A 17,234-nucleotide genomic window follows, 5' to 3' on the forward strand; every position below is an offset into this window, starting at 1 on the left:
GTCTGGACCCATGACGGGGCATACGCTGTAGCGCTGACTGAACACATTTGTGGCGAGGGAGTCCCCGCCCGCTGGCCTGCGAAGCAGGCCCAAGGCATTGGCGACCGCTTCGCGCTGGAACGCCAGCCCGGCCGAGCGGGAGCAAGCTCCCTCGCCACAAGGGTGGTCAGTCAGTTCAATTCGCTGTTCCAGCCACCGGCACCTTGGCCCGCTCAACCTTGCGATAGGTCAGCAACACGATGCCCGTCACCACAATCGCGCCGCCCAGGATCTGGCCCGGGTTGAGCATCTGGTCCAGCACCAGCCAACCGATCAGCAGCGTCGCCAGCGGTTCGATGTTCATCACCGGGGCGTTGCGCGGCATGTCCAGGCGGGGTACGGAAATGAACAGCACGATGAACCCGGTGCCATAGAGCACCACCAAGGTCGCCAGGGCGAGCCAGCCGGTGCTGCTGGCCGGCAGGTCGAAACCGCCGGGCAGGGCACCGGTCAGGCCGGCGAGGTTGACGCTGCTGAACACGATGAAAATCGTCAGCAGGCTGCGGACTGAACCGCGCACCTGGGACAACTTGTGATCAGTGATCCACAGCGCACAGGCGAACACACACGCGGCGCAGAAGGCCAGGCCCACCCCGAGCAGCCATTGCGGGCCAACGTCCTGCCCGGACGACAACCGCGCCGGCACTTCCAGCACGAACACCAGCCCCACCAGGATCATGCCCATCAACGCGGCGGTGCGCGCCGTCGGGCGGGGGCCACCCAACGCCCAGGTCAGCAAGGCCAGCAGGATCGGAAACACGTTGCCCACCAACAAGGCCAACGCCACCGGCACCCGCGCCACAGCGGAGTACAGGCACAGGCTCTGGGCGCCGATCAACAGCCCCAGGGTCAATTGCCAACGCCACGCACCGGGCGGCAAGCGCAGGCTCTGCCGTTGCCAGAGCACCATCGCCGCCAGCACCAGCAGCGTCCCGCCCGAACGCAGCAGGATCGCCAGCAACACCCCGGCACCGTCATCGAACGCGGCCCGGGCGGCGACGTGGTTGCCGGCGAAGGCGCAGCCCATGCACAGCAGGACAAGTACGGCGAGGTGGCGGGGTAATGGCGTGGAAGCGGCAGGTGTAGCGGTGGAGCGGGTCATGGCAGATGTCTCGAAGGCGGCCGCCAAGGCAAAAGGCCCCGGATCGGTTATTTTTAGGTTATAGGTTGTCGTACAACTCTAAGGTTTTTACCTCATGGGGTGCAAGGGACAAGATCGGCGGGCCTATTCGCTCGGTTGCATGGGGGCGGTCGCGATAGCGGTGGTCCAGTCAATGAAGATGTTGGATGTGCCGGCCTCTTCGCGAGCAAGCCCGCTCCCACAGGGGTCCTGTGCCTGGACGCAGGAGCTGTGGACACCCGGAAGCCAGTGTGGGAGCGAGCTTGCTCGCGATAGCAGTGTTCAGTCACATGGATGCTGGGCTTGCCGGCCTCTTCGCGAGCAAGCTCGCTCCCATAACGGCTTGGTGAACAGCATTACGCACATTGCCCAGTGCTTTGCTGTACAACCATCAGGCCGCTGTGTCGTCTACAGCATTGCCTTCTTGCGGAAAAACTCATGCGCCTGGCCGATTTCATCCTCGACAACATCGAGCCGATTCTTCAGGCGTGGGAAGACTTCGCCAAAACCATCACCCCCGCGTCGATTGGCATGGATTCCGTGGCCCTGCGCGACCATGCCGAGCAGATGCTGCGCACCATCGCCGCAGACCTGCGCACTTCGCAAACGCGCCAGGAGGCGATTACCAAGTCCCACGGGGAAGCGCCGGCGACCGAGGCCGAAACCGCCGCCGAAACCCATGCGGTCATCCGTCAGTCCTCGGGTTTCACCGTCGAGCAAATGGTTTCCGAATACCGGGCCCTGCGCACTAGCGTGCTCATGCTTTGGATGCCGCACATGCAACTGGATCACAAACAGGTCATGGACGATCTGATTCGATTCAACGAGGCCGTGGACCAGGCCTTGGCCGAGTCCGTGGTCAGTTATTCGGCAGCGGTGGATGCGTCGCGCAACATCTTCCTGGGAATTCTCGGGCATGACCTGCGCAGCCCCTTGGGCGCGATCCTGCTGAGTTCCGAAGTGCTGCTACGGGCCGGGGACCTACCCGCCAAAGCCACCAAGATCACGTCGCGCATCTACACCAGCGTCAAGCGGGCCAACAAAATCGTCGGCGATCTACTGGATTTCACCCGTACCCAGCTCGGCTCGGGCATTCCGGTGCAGCGTTTCAACGGTGATCTGGTGGCGGCTTGCGAAGGCATGGTGGAGGAGGCGCGGGCCTATCACCCGGAAAGCGAAATCCTCTTTGAAACGACCGGTGCCCTGGAGGGGCTGTTCGATCCAGCCCGTATGGAGCAGGTGTTCGCCAACCTGATCGGCAACGCTGTCCAGCATGGCACCGAAGGCACGCCGATTACCGTTTCGTTGAGTGTTGAACGAGATATGGCAGTGATCGCAATCAACAACCAGGGCAAGCCTATCGAGAAAGAGGCCATCGCCAGCATCTTCAATCCGATGGTCCGAAATCTGCGCAGCGGTGAAGCGCAATACGGTTCCACGGCCGGGCTCGGACTGGGCCTGCACATCGCCTCGGCGATCGTCTCGGCCCACCAGGGCACCATCGAGGTGCATTCGAAGGCGCGAGGCGGCACGACCTTCACCGTGCGTATACCGCTGCACCCGGACTGATGAATTCTCCGGGCAAGCCGTTCCGTCCACTTGTACGATGTCTTATCACGGAGTAAAACTATCGTCCCCGTCCAATAATAATTAACGGAGACGCACGATGGATGCTTCGCAATCTGCAACCGCCGCCGATCAAGGCCGCCGGGTCTTCCTGAAAAAATCCCTGGTGGTCTCGGCCGCCGCCGCTACCCTCGGCAACCTGCCGGGACTCGCCCAGGCCGAGCCCTTGAGCCAGCGTTACCCGGACCCGCTGGTTAACATCCTCGACCCCAGCTTCATGGACTTGCGCATCTTCAACGCCAGCGTGGAGAAGCTCGCCAGCGGCCTGCGTTGGGCAGAAGGGCCGGTGTGGGTCGGTGACGGGCGTTACCTGCTGGTCAGTGACATCCCCAACAACCGCATCGTGCGCTGGGATGAAATTACCGGTGGCCTGTCGGTGTACCGAGAGAACTCCAATTTCTCCAACGGCATGTGCCGTGATCGCCAGGGGCGACTGCTGGTGTGCGAAGGCTCCACCACCGCCAGCGAAGGCCGGCGTATCACTCGCACCGAACACAACGGCACCCTCACTGTGCTGGCGGACAGTTTCGAGGGCAAGCCTTTCAACTCGCCCAACGACATCGTCTGCAAGCGGGACGGTTCGGTCTGGTTCACCGACCCACCGTTCCAGACCGGCAACAACTACGAAGGGCACAAAGTCACCCCGGTCCAACCCCACGCGGTGTACCGCATCGACGGCGAAACCAGCAAGGTCAGCCGGGTGATCGACGACCTGGCGGGGCCGAACGGGTTGTGTTTCTCCCCGGACGAGAAAACCCTCTATGTGGTCGAAGGCCGGGCCAAGCCCAACCGCTTGGTCTGGGCCATCGCGGTCAAGGCCGACGGCACCCTGGGCGAGCGGCGCAAGCACATCGAAGGCCTGGATTACGCGGCGATCGATGGCATCAAGTGCGACGAGAGCGGCAACCTCTGGTGCGGTTGGGGCGGCAATGGCGACCCCAAGGCCGACCTGGAAAAACTCGACGGCGTGCGGGTGTTCAACCCCGAAGGCAAGGCCATCGGGCACATCTCCCTGCCGGAGCGATGCCCTAACGTCTGCTTCGGCGGCCGGGAAGGCAATCGGTTGTTCATGGCCGGCAGCCACTCGTTGTATTCGCTGTTCGTGAATACCCGAGGGGCGACGTTTGCCTGATTGAAGCACCCATCTTCGATGGCGTGATGGTCTCTGTGGCGAGGGAGCTTGCTCCCGCTGGGGCGCGAAGCGGCCCCCAATGAAACTGATTGAATCAACCAGACACACCGCACTACCTGGTTGAGGGGCTGCTACGCAGCCCAGCGGGAGCAAGCTCCCTCGCCACAGACGTCTACTTTTTCTCAGGTGTTTTCTGATGGGCTCAGGATTGTCCGCAACTCCACAGCTCCACCGTCGGTTGGCCCGCCGTAGGCGGCCCCAACCAATGACTCATCGGCCGACAACCCCCGTCGAAACACAATTGATAATCACCGGCCTGGGGCGTGCGCCCCAGTTTCAGCGGTTGCAGGGGTGGCACCTGGCGCTGATAGTGCCAACTGCCATTTTCCAGCCGGGCATCGTCGGGAATCTCCATGCCCGCGCCATTGCCCTTGACCCTTGCCTCACCCAGGACCAGGCCCTGCTCACTGACGCGATAGTCTTCCTCCCAGCGGATCTTCTCGATGGTGTGGTTCCACGCCAGGGTGAAATCGGTCACGGCAAGCTGGGCCCAGACCACGCCGGACAGGCCCAGGCACAGCCCGATCACGCCAAGGCCCGTCCGCTACGTCGCGCGCGCCAAACATGCTGGAAGATCAGCAGCCCACCCAGCACGAAGCCAATCTCATCGGTCAGGGGCAGGGCAACCACCAGTAACGCGCCAGCGGCGAAGCACAGCAGGCGTTCCCACACCGGCATTTTCTGTTGCAGGTAACCGGTGGAGGCCATCCCCCAGAGCCCGACAGCCAGTAACGTCTTGATCAGCATGTACGTCGTCATCCACAGGTTGTCGCCCTGGAGCATCAAGGCCGGGTTATAGACCGTCATGAACGGGATGACGAAACCGGCGAGGGCGATGCGCACCGCCCAGAAGCTGATCTTCAGGCCACTTTCCCGGGCAATGGGCGCGGCGGCGAAACACGCCAGTGCCACCGGTGGCGTCAGGTCGGCGAGGATGCCGAAATAAAACACGAACATGTGCGACACGATCAGCGGCACGCCCAGTTCCAGCAGGGCCGGCGCGGCGATGGAGCTGGTGATGATGTAGTTGGGAATGGTCGGGATACCCATGCCCAGCACCAGGCAGGTGAGCATGGTCAACAGCAGCGACAGGAACAGATTGTCCTTGCCGATCGCCAGGATGTAACCGGCGAAGGTGGACGCCACGCCCGTCAGCGACACCACGGCGATGATGGTGCCGACCAAGGCGCAGGCGATCCCCACCGGAACGGCGTGGCGGGCACCGTCCACCAAGGCGTGCAGGCAGATGACCAGGGTTTCCCGCGTGCCTTGCATGAACCAGCACGCCACCACCAGCAGGCCGATCACCGCAAACACGATGCCGATGCCCATCCTGAAGAATCCGACGCAGAGTATGCCCAGCGCGACCCAGAAGGCGCAGCGCAAGGCGTAGCTCGAGACTTTGAGAATGATCGCCGAACCGAGAATCACGATGGCCGTCAGCGCCAGCCCGACCATGCCGGAGAACAGCGGCGTGCGTCCGGAAAACAGCAGATAGACCAGCACCCCCAGCGGGATCAGCAGGAACCAGCTCTCCTTGACCGCGCCCCACGCGCTGGGGCATTGGTCCTTGGGCAGGCCCTTGAGGTCGGAGCGCTTGGCTTCCAGGTGAACCATCCAAAATACCGAGCCGAAATACAGGCACGCCGGTATCAGCGCGGCCTTGGCGATTTCCACGAACGGCACGTTGATGGTCTCGGCCATGATGAACGCCACCGCGCCCATCACGGGTGGCATGATCTGGCTGCCCATGCTCGACGTCGCTTCCACGCCGCCGGCAAACGCCGCCTTGTAGCCAAAGCGTTTCATCAGCGGAATGGTGAACTGCCCGGTCGTCACCACGTTGGCGATGCCCGAGCCGGTGATGGTGCCCATCAGCGCCGACGACACCACCGACACCTTTGCCGGACCGCCCAGCTTGTGACCGAACAGGCCCATGGCGAAATCGGTGAACAGCTTGATCATGCCGGCCTTTTCCAGGAAGGCGCCAAACAGGATGAACAGGAAAATGTAGGTGGCCGACACATAGGTCGGCGTGCCGTAGAGCCCTTCGGTGCCGAAGGACAATTGATTGACCAGTTGATCGACACCGTAGCCGCGATGGGCCAGGTCGCCTGGCAGGTGTTCGCCGAACAGGCCATAGGCCAGGAACAGGCCGCAGATGATCGGCAAGGCAATGCCCATCACCCGCCGCGCCGCCTCGAACACCAGCACGATCAGGATGACCCCGATGACCATGTCGGCAGTCGTCAGGTCGCCGGAACGCTGGATCAGGTCGGCCTCGAACACCCATTGATAGAGCGCCGTCGCCATTCCCGCCAGGCCCAACGCCCAGGCCAGGGGTTGCCAGGGTCGTTGCTTGCCATGGGCGGGGTAGCTGAGGAACACCACCCACAGCAGAAAGCCCACATGCACCGCCCGCAGCACAATGCTGGAAACCGGTGAAAAGGCTGCCGTGATGATTTGAAAGATGGAAAACAGCAACGCCACGTAAAACAGCGTCTTGGGCCAGTCCCTCGGGTCCGTGGCGATGCCGTGCTGGTCTTCACTCATGAAATGCCTGCCTGTTGTCGACGTGCGGATGCGAAAGGCAATGCTGCAACGGCGACGCGCGCCGTTGCAGGCCAGGGGCTATAGCGCGCCCACTTCCTTGTAGTAGCGCTCGGCACCGGGGTGGAGCGCGATGGGCAGGTTTTTCGCGGCGTTTTTCAGGTTGATGTCCTTGGCCGCCGAATGGGAAGTGCCCAGGCGGGCGAGGTTGTCGAACAGCAGCTTGGTCATCTGGTAGGCCACTTCGTCCGGGACGTCCGCGCGGGTCACCAGGATATTGGTGATGGCCACGGTGGGCACGGCATCAGCCTGGCCATCGTAGGTGTTGGCGGGGATCATCGCGCTCTGGTAGGCCGGGTTGCCGATTTTCTCCACCACATCGGTGGGAATCGACACGTAATTCAACTTCATCGTCGACGCCAGGTCACGAATGGCCGCCATGCCCAGGCCGGAGGATTGCAGGGTGGCGTCCAGTTGCCGGTTCTTGATCAGGTCAACCGACTCGGCGAACGGCAGGTATTGGACCTTCATGTCGTTGTAGGTGAGGCCGGCCGCCTTGAAGATCGCCCGGGCGTTGAGCTCGGTGCCGGATTTCGCCGCGCCCACGGAAACGGTCTTGCCCTTGAGGTCCGCCAGGGTCTTGATCCCCGATTCCTCGCTGGCAACGATCTGGATGTAATTGGGGTACGCGCCGGCAATCGCCCGCAGCTTGGTCAGCGGTGCCTTGAAGCCGGCATCCTCCACGCCGTTTTTCGCGTCGGCCACCGAGTCGCCCAAGGCGAGGGCCAACTCACCGCGCCCGGCTTGCAGCAGGTTCAGGTTTTCCACCGACGCCTTGGTAGCCTGGACCGACGTCTTGGAACCTTCGATGCCGCTGCTGTAGATCTGTGAAAGCCCGACCCCGATCGGGTAATACACACCACTGGTGCCTCCGGTCAGGATATTGATGAACACCGGGGGAGCCGCGTGAGCGGTGGTGGTGACCGCCAAGGCTGCCGCGGCGGCCAGGAGGGTGAAGCGCTTGTTGACTCGCATGGGAAACTCTCCGTCTTGTTATGGCTTTATGCAGAGTCCTTCCACTGTAGTTCAAACGGGGGCGGAGGCGAGTCGAGGCACCGTAAAGGCTTTTTGTGGCGAGGGAGCTTGCTCCCGCTGGGCTGCGTAGCAGCCCCTCGACCAGGCAGCGCGGAGTGTCAGGTTGATTGAGTCCTGCTTTGGGGCCGCTGCGCGCCCCAGCGGGAGCAAGCTCCCTCGCCACAGGTTCCCGGTCACGCCAGGGGCGCTGTACTGCCCCGCACCGTCAACTCAAACGGCAACACCACATGCCGTTCGGCAATCGGCTTCTTCTCGATCAAGGCAATCAGCATCTGCACCGCCTTTTGACCAAACGCTTCGGCAGGCTGGGAAATGGTGGTCAGGGGCGGGTCGCAGTAGGCGGCGAATGGGATGTCGTCAAAGCCCACCAGGGAAATATCCTCGGGCACCCGCAGGCCCATTTGCTTGATGCGCCTGAGCGCGCCGATGGCCATTTCGTCGTTTTCACAGAACAGCGCGCTGGGGCGGTCGGCCAACGCCAACATCGCACCGGCACCGTCGTCACCGGCCTTCAAGGTGAAGTCGCCATGGCAGATCAGGCTGGGGTCGACGGCGATGCCGGCCTGGCCCAGGGCATCCTGGTAACCGGCCACGCGGTCCAGGGTCAGCGGGCTGCTGCGTGGTCCCTTGATGATGCCGATGCGGCGGTGGCCGAGGCCGATCAGATGCTTGGTCATGGCCTGGGCGGCGGCGCGGTTGTCGAGGCTGATGGTCGGGTAGGGTGCACCCTTGACCACTTCACAGGCGTTGACCAGCGGCAGGCTTTCAGCGCCTGTGGGCATCGATTCGTAAGGATCGCTGGCGCGCAACTGGATCACCCCGTCCGCCTGGTGGGCATAGACCAGGGCGGCGAACTCCCGCTCGACCTCCACCCGGCCCTGGGTGTCGCATAGCAGCAATCGGTAGCCCGCCGCCTGCGCGGCCTGCTGCGCGCCACTGATGACCCGGGCGAAAAACGTGTTGGCGATGGCCGGCACCAGGATCACCAGGTTGCCGGTGCGGCGGGAGCGAAACTGCACCGCCATCAGGTTGGGCCGGTAGCCGGCCTGTTCCACTGCTGCGTTGACCTTGTCCCGGGTCTCGGGAAGCACCCGCTCGGGGGATTTCAGCGTTCTGGACACCGTGGCCACTGAAACACCCGCCAGCCGGGCCACTTCACGAATGTTGGACAAAATCACCTCGGGGAACAGGGGTACGGTGGGGGAGCTTACCGCAGGTTGGGCGCCTGACAAATGTTCAGGTGTGAACCCGTTGGGTTTGACACGGAGGGAAACTGAGCCTAGATTTCCGCCATGATGTAACCGGTTACATCATCATCCTGACAGGAAGAGAATCACGATGAATCCTGTAGCACCGAAAATAAGAATGGGCTTCGTCGGCGGTGGAGAGGGCGCGTTCATCGGCCAGGCCCATCGTGAGGCGGCGGGCCTGGATGGCGGTTTCGAGCTGGTGTGCGGCGCGTTCAGCCGCGACCCTTACAACACCCGGCAAACCGGCACGGCCCTGGGCCTGACGGCGTCGCGTTGCTACCACGACTGGCAGCAGATGCTCGACACCGAAGCGCTGCTGCCGCTTGACCAGCGCATGGAACTGCTGGTGATCGTCACGCCCAATCACCTTCACGCACCCATTGCCAGCCAGGCCTTGAAGGCCGGTTTCCATGTGTTCAGCGAAAAGCCCGCCGCCCTGGACCTCAAGGAGTTGCTCGCCCTCAAGCAAGTGCTGCAAGGCAGCCGTTGCCTCTACGGCCTGGCCCACACCTACCTGGGCTATCCCATGGTGTGGCAGGCCCGGGACATGGTGCGTTCGGGTGTGATCGGCTCGGTGCGCAAAGTGCTGGTCGAGTACCCCCAAGGCTGGCTCAGCCAGGATGTCGCCGCCCAGGGCAACAAACAGGCCGAGTGGCGTGACGACCCCTCGCAGTCCGGCCTGGGCGGTTGCATCGGCGACATTGGCACCCATGCGTTTTCCCTGGCCGAGTTCGTCGCCGACCAGCCGATCCAGCAGCTGTGCGCGGCGTTGGGCACCCATGTCCCGGGCCGGCAGTTGGACGACGACGCGGCGATGCTGTTCAAGATGGCGGGCGGTGCCAGCGGTGTGTTGATCGCCAGCCAAGTCTGCACCGGCGAAGAGAACCCGCTGAAGATTCGCGTCTACGGCGACAAGGGTGCCTTGGAGTGGCGCCAGGAAGAACCGGCGAGCCTGATCCATCGCGCCTTCGACCAACCCTTGCGCATCCTGCGCAGCGGTGTCGGCCAGCCGTGGCTGTGCGAGGCGGCTCAACGTCGCATGCGTCTGCCGGCCGGGCATCCCGAGGGTTACCTGGAAGCCATGGCCAACCTCTATGGCGATTTCGCCCAGGCCATTCGCAGCCATGCCGAAGGCCCTGACGCCCCAGGCGTACCCGGCATCGAGACCGGTTTGCGGGGCATGGCGTTCATCGAGGCCGCCATCCTCAACCATCGCGGCGAGGCGAAATGGACCGCCGTGCAAACTGGAGCATCCTTGTTGTGAATACCCCCGACCCAACACCGAGCGGCCTGCGCGGCCCAGGTATTTTCCTGGCGCAGTTCATGTCTGCCGAGGCCCCGTTCGACACCCTGGCCAACATTGCCCAGTGGGCCGCTTCGCAAGGCTACAAAGCCATTCAAGTGCCGACCTCGGGCACGCAATACATCGATCTGGCCCGGGCCGCCGAGAGCCAGGATTATTGCGATGAACTCAAGGCCACCTGTGCCCAGGCCGGTGTGGAGATCAGCGAGTTATCGACGCACCTGCAAGGCCAGTTGGTGGCGGTGCACCCGGCGTTCGACGCGCTGTTCGATGACTTCGCCCCGGCCCATGTGCGTGGCCAGCCCCAAGCGCGGACCGAGTGGGCGATCGAGCAACTCAAGCTGGCCGCCCGCGCCAGCCAGCGTCTCGGCTTGAAGGCCCATGCGACGTTTTCCGGAGCGCTGTTGTGGCCCTATGTCTATCCGTGGCCGCAACGCCCGGCGGGTTTGGTGGAGCAGGGCTTTGCCGAGCTGGCCCGGCGCTGGTTGCCGATTCTCGATTGCTTCGACGCGGCGGGGGTGGACCTGTGCTACGAAATCCACCCCGGCGAAGACCTCCACGACGGGGCCTCGTTCGAACGTTTCCTGGAGGCGGTGGATCATCACCCACGGGCGGCGATTCTCTACGACCCCAGCCATCTGCTGTTGCAACAGATGGACTACCTGGGCTTCATCGATCGCTACCACGAACGCATCCGCATGTTTCACGTCAAGGACGCCGAATTTCGCCCCGATGCCCGTTCCGGCGTGTACGGCGGCTACCAAGGCTGGGTCGATCGCCCCGGGCGGTTCCGTTCATTGGGTGACGGCCAGATCGACTTCAAATCGATCTTCAGCAAGCTGACCCAATACGACTTCAGCGGTTGGGCGGTCCTGGAATGGGAATGTTGCCTGAAGGATTCGCAACAGGGGGCTGCTGAAGGGGCGGCGTTCATCCAGCGGCACATGATCAGCAAGACCGGCAAGGCGTTCGATGATTTTGCCAGCGTCACGGCGGATGAGGACTCCAATCGGCGGTTGTTGGGTTTGTCCCCAATACCAAAAGCGTGACCCCTGTGGCGAGGGAGCTTGCTCCCGCTGGGCTGCGCAGCAGCCCTAAATAGGCTGGCGCGGTTTTCCAGAAACACCGCGCCAGTGGATTTTACGACTGCTGCGCAGCCGAGCGGGAGCAAGCTCCCTCGCCACAAAATCAGGCCATAAAAAGCAGGCCACAAAAGCAGGCCACAAAAGCAGGTTACAAAAGCAAGTTACAAAAGCAGGCCACAAGCGCTGTGCAAGCTTTTTATTTTCACAAGAACAACAATAAAACGGTGACTGTCATGACCACGATGAATGCACGCCTGAGCGTGATGATGTTCCTGCAATTCTTTATCTGGGGCGGCTGGTTCGTCACCCTCGGCACCTTTCTGTCCAGCACCCTGGGCGCCAGCGGTGGGCAGATCGGCATGGCCTTCTCCACGCAATCGTGGGGGGCGATCATTGCGCCATTCGTCATCGGCCTGATCGCCGACCGCTACTTCAACGCCGAACGGATCCTGGCGGTGCTGCACCTGCTCGGCGCGGTGTTGCTGTATCAGCTGTATTCGGCGGCGGATTTCAGCGTGTTCTACCCGTATGTGCTGGTGTATATGGTGGTCTACATGCCAACGCTGGCCCTGGTCAATTCCGTGGCGTTCCGGCAGATGCGCGACCCGGCGCTGGAGTTCTCGCGCATCCGGGTGTGGGGCACCATCGGCTGGATCGTCGCGGGCGTGGTAATCAGTTTTGTGTTCGCTTGGGATTCGCGCGACGCGATCGCGGCAGGTGGTTTGCGCAATACATTCCTGATGGCCGCCATCGCGTCCCTGGTCCTCGGGCTCTACAGCTTCACGCTGCCGGCCACGGCACCGCTCAAGGAACAGGCCAGCGCTGGCGGCGTCAAGCAACTGCTGGGGCTGGATGCGTTGGGGCTGTTGAAGGATCGCAGTTACCTGGTGTTTTTCATCGCCTCGATCCTGATCTGCATTCCCTTGGCGTTCTATTACCAGAATGCCAACCCGTTCCTGGCCGAAACCGGCATGACCAACCCCACGGCGAAGATGGCCATCGGGCAGGTCTCGGAAGTGCTGTTCATGTTGCTGTTGCCGCTGTTCATCCAGCGCTTCGGCATCAAGCTGGCGCTGCTGGTGGGCATGCTGGCGTGGGCGTTGCGCTACGTATTGTTTGCCTACGGCAATAACGGCGACCTGGCGTTCATGTTGTTCACCGGCATTGCCCTGCACGGCATCTGCTACGACTTTTTTTTTGTCTCGGGGCAGATCTACACCGACGCCAAGGCACCGGAGCGCTTCCGCAGCTCGGCCCAGGGCCTGATTACCTTGGCGACTTATGGTGTGGGGATGCTGATCGGCTTCTGGGTGGCGGGGCAGGTGACCGATCACTTTGTCGTGGCGGGTGGGCATGATTGGCAGAGCATCTGGCTGTTCCCGGCCGGTTTTGCGCTGCTGGTGTTGGTCGGCTTTGTGTTTACCTTCCGTGGCCAGCAGGCGCTCGCCACGCCATCAAAGGCTTGAAGCGGGGCTGAGCGTCAGTCATTTGTGACTGGCGCTCAGTTTGGTGTAGGTCACTTTCCCGCCTTCATTGGAATAGCCCTTGTTATCCAAGGTGTAGACGCCGGCCTTGAAATAGAAGTTGTAGCCTTGCCAGGACTTGTCCAACTTCACCTGTTTACCGCTCTTGCCGATCAGCACCGAGAGCTGGCCTTGCTTGTCCATTTGCAGCGTATACGAGAAGGATTTGTTCAACGGCACCTTGGGCACGGTGTAGATCACCGGGCTTTTCTTGTCCTTGGGCTTGAACCGGTATTCCACGTCGATATTGCCGATGCCCTTTTCGTAGCGGTACACCAGTTTCAACAAGGGCGTCGGCGCATCCTTGGCGTGAATCTGCGCCACCACCACACGGCCTTCGGAAGGCACCTGGTTCACCGACAGCTCGCCCTTGAGGGTATTGATGCCGCTGTTGTAGCGCCAGTTGAGGTGTTTCCCGTCCCGGCTGGTTTCCCGCAGTTCGGAACGCGGGTATTTGCTGTTACCGGTATGGGAGCCGGTCACGGGCGCCCAGAAGACGATCCTCTGGCCGTTATTGTCGAAATACTTGTTCTTCAAGGTCGGCATGGCTTTGGTCGCCACGACCTGCGCCGGCGTTTGCACCGGCAGGGTTACGCTCCAGACAGTCACGTCAATCATATGAAATCCTCCTACGGGAGCGGCCGTTACCTGGCGGCCGTCAAGACAAAGAACGGCCTTCCGTGGCGTAGTTTTCATGTTATCGACGAGGGTCTGTTTCGCTGGAGGCGCACCTGACGGATGGCTCTGCGATGAGCCTCTTGGGCACTGAATTGGGCGGATTATGGTGTGTCAATTTATTACTGATCGGTTAGAGTACGCGCCGCCCGAGAGACGGATCCCGGGCGTCTTCCCATGGAGCGTCAAATGAATCACATCAGTAAAGTTGTAGCGTGCGCAGTGTTCGGCCTGGCCCTGGCGGGTTGCACCGGCACCCCGATGAAAACCCAGCAATACGACAGCACCCAATACACCGTTGTCGGCCACAGTGAAGCCAAGGCCACCGGCCTGCTGCTGTTCGGTCTGATCCCGATCCAGCAGAACAACCGTTTCGTGCGCGCCCAGACCGCCGCGATCAAGGCCAAGGGCGGCGACGCCATGATCAACACCCAAGTCCAGGAAAACTGGTTCTGGGCCTGGGTCCTGACCGGCTACACCACCTCGGTGTCCGGTGATGTGGTCAAGCTGAAAAGCGTTCAGTAAAACGTGCATTTAAGGTAGGTGCGCCTATCTGATTTGAAGGCGTTCACCCGTGGCGAGGGAGCTTGCTCCCGCTGGGGCGCGCAGCGGCCCCGTTTTTTGCGGTCGCTGCGCAACCGAGCGGGAGCAAGCTCCCTCGCCACAACAGCCCGAGCATGCCCGACCCTCCGTCAATGTCCGCCGACGACCATATGCGTGAACGGCGCCACATACGCCTGCAACGTCACCAGCCCGCCCACCAGGATCGCCAAGACCACCGAGTGGAAAAACACGTAGCGCAGGATTTCGCCTTCGTGGCCGTACCAACGGGTCGCGGTGGAGGCGACCACGATCGACTGGGCGTCGACCATTTTCCCCATCACCCCACCAGAACTGTTGGCCGCGGCCATCAGCACCGGGCTGATGCCCAACTGTTCCGCCGTCACCCGTTGCAAACCGCCGAACAATACGTTGGACGCCGTGTCCGAACCGGTCAGCGCCACGCCGAGCCAGCCCAGCAGGGTGCCGAACATCGGATAGAAAATGCCCGTGGCGGCGAAAGCCAGGCCCATGGTCGCGTCCAGGCCTGAATAACGCGTGAGGAACCCCAGCGCCAGCATCGCCACGATGGTGATCAGCGAGTAGCGCACCACCCACAGCGTTCGCAGGTAGTGGCGCACCAGTTGCGGGATGGAGTAGCCCATCAGCAAGCCACCGAGAATCGCCGCCAGGAAGATGCCGCTGCCCGTGGCGGTGAACCAGTTGAACTTGTAGACCGCTTCCTCGGTTTTCGGCTGCGGGACCACGGGCGGGACTTTCTCGATCTGCTGGTGGATGGTGCCGAAGGTCACCAGTGGCGAGAAGATCGGGTTGGCCTCGCGCATCGGCTTGCCTTGGGGGTCGAGCTTGGCCGATTGGGTTTGCGGGTCCAGTGCCGGGCGGGTGTCGAACAGATTCTTGAAGCCCTGGGTGCCCCAGGCGAAGACGAATACCGTGAGGATGATCCAGGGCATCCACGCACGCAGCACGGCGGGGCGATTGTCACTGCCGAAAGCGCCGGTGGTGACCGGTTGCTGCTGCTCGCTCGCCTCGATCTTCGAGTCATCGTGGCGCCCCGTCAACGCCGCGGACGTATGCACCGTGGCCGGTTTCCAGACCTTGAGGAAACCGGTGAGGCAGGCCATGGAGATCAACGCGGCGATGACATCCACCAGCATCGGCCCGTGGTAGTTGGACACCAGGAACTGTGGGATGGCGAAGCTGACGCCGGCCACCAGGATCGCCGGCCAGACCTCCAGCATCTTGCGCCACCCGGCGAAGGCCCAGATCAACCAGAACGGCACCAGCACCGAGAAGAACGGCAACTGCCGACCGACCATCATCGACAATTCCATTTCATCCAGCCCGGTGACTTTGGCCAGGGTGATGATGGGCGTGCCGAGGGCGCCGAACGCCACCGGCGCGGTGTTGGCGATCAGTGCCAGGCCCGAGGCGGCCAAGGGGGAAAAACCCAGCCCGATCAAGATCGCGCCGGTCACCGCCACCGGCGTGCCGAAGCCCGCCGCGCCTTCGAAGAACGCGCCAAAACAAAAGGCGATCAGCAGCAGTTGCAGGCGCCGGTCGTCGGTGATGCGCGCGAGGGAGTCCTGCAGGACCTTGAACGAGCCGTTTTCGGTGGTCAGCCGGTGCAGGAAAATGATGTTGAGGACAATCCAGCCGATGGGCAGCAGGCCGTTGGCCGCGCCATACAACGCCGCCGAACCGGCCATGTCGGCCGGCATGCCGAAGGCGAAGATCGCGATCAGCAAGGCCGAGGCCAGGGCGTACAACGCCGCCAGGTGCGCCTTGACATGAAAAAACGCCAGGGACGCCAGCATCACCACCACCGGAACCGCCGCCAGGAGCGTCGACAGCACCGCATTACCGAAGGGATCGTAGACTTGTTGCCAGACCATGTTCCACCTCTGCTTTTTATTGTTGGAAGTGCAGGCCCCGGGGGGATTGGCAGAGAAGTATAGGCGGGGATTTGTTAAGCGATTGCCAGGCAAACCCCTGTGGCGAGGGAGCTTGCTCCCGCTGGGTGGCGAAGCCGTCTCAAGATTTCTGCATTGAGCAAAAAACTTGGGCCTGCTTCGCAGTCCAGCGGGAGCAAGCTCCCTCGCCACAAAAGCGGGTTCGCGCTGGCCTCTGGGCGCTGTTCCTTAGAGGCCAGTTTCAAGGGGTGGATCGGCTAACGTGCTTCGACGTTATCCAGCGCGCGGTTCGCCAGCATTGCGCTCAGTTCGATCAATTGCTGGATACCCAGGGCAATGTGGCGTCTTGAGCCTTGATTGGTTGAGCCACCACGACCTATCGCTAAACAAGTAAAGGTGGCGGCTGTACGCAGGTTAGCGATCCGGGTCGCAGAAACCCCGGGTGGACCAGAAGGTCTCCCACGCACAGCCACCATAAAGCGAGTTGCAGACGTAAAGACTGCAATCGAGACTGGGCATTGTTGCGTCTGTGTTGAGTCGGATCGCTAAACCCGATCGCTGATTTATCAGCGACGGGGAAACGATAAAGCCCGACCTCCAGGCGCACAAGCCGGCGGATTCTGGCGTAGTTGTAGGTAACGGCGCAAGACAACGTAGCCCGAACCCGAACGTTCCTGCATCGGGATAAACAAGGTCTCCTGCTGGACGGGGGACCTGGGTTAACCACTATCTGTGGCGAGGGAGCTTGCTCCCGCTGGGTGGCGAAGCCGCCCCAAAATTTCTGCATTGAGCAAAAAAACTTGGGCCTGCTTCGCAGTCCAGCGGGAGCAAGCTCCCTCGCCACAAAAGCAGTGCAGCGCTACACGGTGCAGTGCGTCCGCTTAACCCTTCGCCGCCATCGCCGTCACTTCCACCTTCATCCCCTCGACCGCCAACGATGCCACGCCCACGGCGGCGCGAACCGGCCAGGGTTTGGCGAAGAAGCGTTGGTAGACCTCGTTGAACGCGGCGCGATCCGCCATGTCGGTCAGGTAGATGGTCAGGTGCAACACCCGGTCCATGGAACTGCCGGCACCCTCCAAGGCGGTCTTGAGGGCTTGCAGTGTGCATTCGCTCTGCAGCGTGATGTCGCCCAGTTCCAGGCTGCCGTCGGCGCGGGTGGGGATTTGCGTGGAAACCAGCAGGCCGCCGAAGCCGGCGACGTCGGAGGAAATCGAATCGGCGTCCGGATCTGGAATAAACGTGATGTCTGGGTTGCTCATGCAAAGCCTCATGCAGGAAAGAAAAAGGACCGCCGCAGTT

Annotated in this window: 14 protein-coding genes and 1 pseudogene; 6 read left to right on the top strand and 9 right to left on the bottom strand. The window is 62.3% G+C overall.

The genetic code is table 11. The features are described from left to right. Positions 1–175: 175 nt before the first annotated feature. Positions 176–1,141: an EamA family transporter gene (locus J3P88_RS11085; RefSeq protein ID WP_434575196.1), complete on the bottom strand. Its 966-nt coding sequence runs from the start codon at positions 1,139–1,141 to the stop codon at positions 176–178. A 456-nt stretch (positions 1,142–1,597) separates the two neighbouring features. On the opposite strand from J3P88_RS11085, the gene J3P88_RS11090 reads away from it, so the two are divergent. Both J3P88_RS11090 and J3P88_RS11095 read left to right on the top strand, forming a co-directional pair. Next, on the top strand, positions 1,598–2,728 hold the full coding sequence (locus J3P88_RS11090; protein ID WP_434575197.1) for a sensor histidine kinase: 1,131 nt from the start codon (positions 1,598–1,600) through the stop codon (positions 2,726–2,728). 97 nt (positions 2,729–2,825) lie between these two features. Then, positions 2,826–3,917: an SMP-30/gluconolactonase/LRE family protein gene (locus tag J3P88_RS11095; protein ID WP_434575198.1), complete on the top strand. Its 1,092-nt coding sequence runs from the start codon at positions 2,826–2,828 to the stop codon at positions 3,915–3,917. Between the two features lie 202 nt (positions 3,918–4,119). On the opposite strand, the gene J3P88_RS11100 is transcribed toward J3P88_RS11095, so the two are convergent. The 4 genes from J3P88_RS11100 to J3P88_RS11115 form a co-directional block, all read right to left on the bottom strand. Beyond that, the gene (locus J3P88_RS11100) at positions 4,120–4,506 is read right to left on the bottom strand and encodes a DUF1850 domain-containing protein (RefSeq protein ID WP_434575200.1); all 387 of its coding nucleotides are present in this window, start codon (positions 4,504–4,506) and stop codon (positions 4,120–4,122) included. Further along, positions 4,503–6,530 (bottom strand): TRAP transporter permease, encoded by a 2,028-nt coding sequence (locus J3P88_RS11105; RefSeq protein WP_434575201.1) that lies wholly within the window; start codon positions 6,528–6,530, stop codon positions 4,503–4,505. Before J3P88_RS11105 ends, J3P88_RS11100 begins: the two co-directional genes overlap by 4 nt. A 78-nt stretch (positions 6,531–6,608) precedes the next feature. Next, on the bottom strand, positions 6,609–7,562 hold the full coding sequence (locus J3P88_RS11110) for a TAXI family TRAP transporter solute-binding subunit (RefSeq protein WP_186710213.1): 954 nt from the start codon (positions 7,560–7,562) through the stop codon (positions 6,609–6,611). Positions 7,563–7,795: 233 nt separating this feature from the next. Next, the gene (locus tag J3P88_RS11115; RefSeq protein ID WP_434575204.1) at positions 7,796–8,794 is read right to left on the bottom strand and encodes a LacI family DNA-binding transcriptional regulator; all 999 of its coding nucleotides are present in this window, start codon (positions 8,792–8,794) and stop codon (positions 7,796–7,798) included. 166 nt (positions 8,795–8,960) lie between these two features. Here J3P88_RS11115 and J3P88_RS11120 point away from each other — a divergent pair, with 166 nt between their 5' ends. The 3 genes from J3P88_RS11120 to J3P88_RS11130 all read left to right on the top strand — a co-directional run bounded on the left by J3P88_RS11120 (position 8,961) and on the right by J3P88_RS11130 (position 12,726). Continuing rightward, positions 8,961–10,136 carry a Gfo/Idh/MocA family protein gene (locus tag J3P88_RS11120; RefSeq protein WP_434575206.1) on the top strand — a complete coding sequence of 392 codons (1,176 nt, stop codon included), beginning with the start codon at positions 8,961–8,963 and terminating at the stop codon, positions 10,134–10,136. Continuing rightward, positions 10,133–11,224, top strand: a complete 1,092-nt coding sequence (locus J3P88_RS11125; protein WP_434575208.1) for a sugar phosphate isomerase/epimerase family protein — start codon at positions 10,133–10,135, stop codon at positions 11,222–11,224. The genes J3P88_RS11120 and J3P88_RS11125 overlap by 4 nt, the downstream gene beginning before the upstream one ends. A gap of 269 nt (positions 11,225–11,493) precedes the next feature. Continuing rightward, the gene (locus J3P88_RS11130; RefSeq protein WP_434575209.1) at positions 11,494–12,726 is read left to right on the top strand and encodes a nucleoside permease; all 1,233 of its coding nucleotides are present in this window, start codon (positions 11,494–11,496) and stop codon (positions 12,724–12,726) included. 18 nt (positions 12,727–12,744) lie between these two features. Here the strand turns inward: J3P88_RS11130 and J3P88_RS11135 are convergent, their stop codons facing one another. Then, positions 12,745–13,401, bottom strand: coding sequence for a polysaccharide lyase family 7 protein (locus J3P88_RS11135; RefSeq protein WP_434575211.1), 657 nt, complete (start codon positions 13,399–13,401; stop codon positions 12,745–12,747). A gap of 246 nt (positions 13,402–13,647) precedes the next feature. Between J3P88_RS11135 and J3P88_RS11140 the strand changes: the two genes are divergently transcribed. Further along, complete coding sequence (locus J3P88_RS11140; protein WP_186710227.1) at positions 13,648–13,983, top strand: hypothetical protein; 336 nt, start codon at positions 13,648–13,650, stop codon at positions 13,981–13,983. A 167-nt stretch (positions 13,984–14,150) separates the two neighbouring features. Here J3P88_RS11140 and J3P88_RS11145 read toward each other — a convergent pair whose 3' ends face one another. From J3P88_RS11145 to J3P88_RS11155, 3 genes and pseudogenes are all read right to left on the bottom strand, one after another. Next, positions 14,151–15,914 carry an L-lactate permease gene (locus J3P88_RS11145; protein WP_434575213.1) on the bottom strand — a complete coding sequence of 588 codons (1,764 nt, stop codon included), beginning with the start codon at positions 15,912–15,914 and terminating at the stop codon, positions 14,151–14,153. A gap of 275 nt (positions 15,915–16,189) precedes the next feature. Next, positions 16,190–16,288: pseudogene (locus tag J3P88_RS11150) on the bottom strand (DUF6124 family protein); the annotation flags it as partial. 525 nt (positions 16,289–16,813) lie between these two features. Further along, the gene (locus J3P88_RS11155) at positions 16,814–17,194 is read right to left on the bottom strand and encodes a RidA family protein (protein WP_434575215.1); all 381 of its coding nucleotides are present in this window, start codon (positions 17,192–17,194) and stop codon (positions 16,814–16,816) included. Positions 17,195–17,234 lie beyond the last annotated feature (40 nt).

It is taken from the genome of Pseudomonas sp. Z3-6, assembly GCF_051131985.1.
Taxonomy (GTDB): Bacteria; Pseudomonadota; Gammaproteobacteria; order Pseudomonadales; family Pseudomonadaceae; genus Aquipseudomonas; species Aquipseudomonas zanjanensis.

Excerpts from the sequence above, each read along its gene's own strand:
- J3P88_RS11145 (WP_434575213.1), bottom strand. The coding sequence starts at position 15,914 with ATGGTCTGGCAACAAGTCTACGATCCCTTCGGTAATGCGGTGCTGTCG.
- J3P88_RS11110 (WP_186710213.1), bottom strand. The coding sequence starts at position 7,562 with ATGCGAGTCAACAAGCGCTTCACCCTCCTGGCCGCCGCGGCAGCCTTG.
- J3P88_RS11095 (WP_434575198.1), top strand. The coding sequence starts at position 2,826 with ATGGATGCTTCGCAATCTGCAACCGCCGCCGATCAAGGCCGCCGGGTC.
- J3P88_RS11155 (WP_434575215.1), bottom strand. The coding sequence starts at position 17,194 with ATGAGCAACCCAGACATCACGTTTATTCCAGATCCGGACGCCGATTCG.
- J3P88_RS11120 (WP_434575206.1), top strand. The coding sequence starts at position 8,961 with ATGAATCCTGTAGCACCGAAAATAAGAATGGGCTTCGTCGGCGGTGGA.
- J3P88_RS11135 (WP_434575211.1), bottom strand. The coding sequence starts at position 13,401 with ATGATTGACGTGACTGTCTGGAGCGTAACCCTGCCGGTGCAAACGCCG.
- J3P88_RS11140 (WP_186710227.1), top strand. The coding sequence starts at position 13,648 with ATGAATCACATCAGTAAAGTTGTAGCGTGCGCAGTGTTCGGCCTGGCC.
- J3P88_RS11105 (WP_434575201.1), bottom strand. The coding sequence starts at position 6,530 with ATGAGTGAAGACCAGCACGGCATCGCCACGGACCCGAGGGACTGGCCC.
- J3P88_RS11130 (WP_434575209.1), top strand. The coding sequence starts at position 11,494 with ATGACCACGATGAATGCACGCCTGAGCGTGATGATGTTCCTGCAATTC.
- J3P88_RS11090 (WP_434575197.1), top strand. The coding sequence starts at position 1,598 with ATGCGCCTGGCCGATTTCATCCTCGACAACATCGAGCCGATTCTTCAG.
- J3P88_RS11085 (WP_434575196.1), bottom strand. The coding sequence starts at position 1,141 with ATGACCCGCTCCACCGCTACACCTGCCGCTTCCACGCCATTACCCCGC.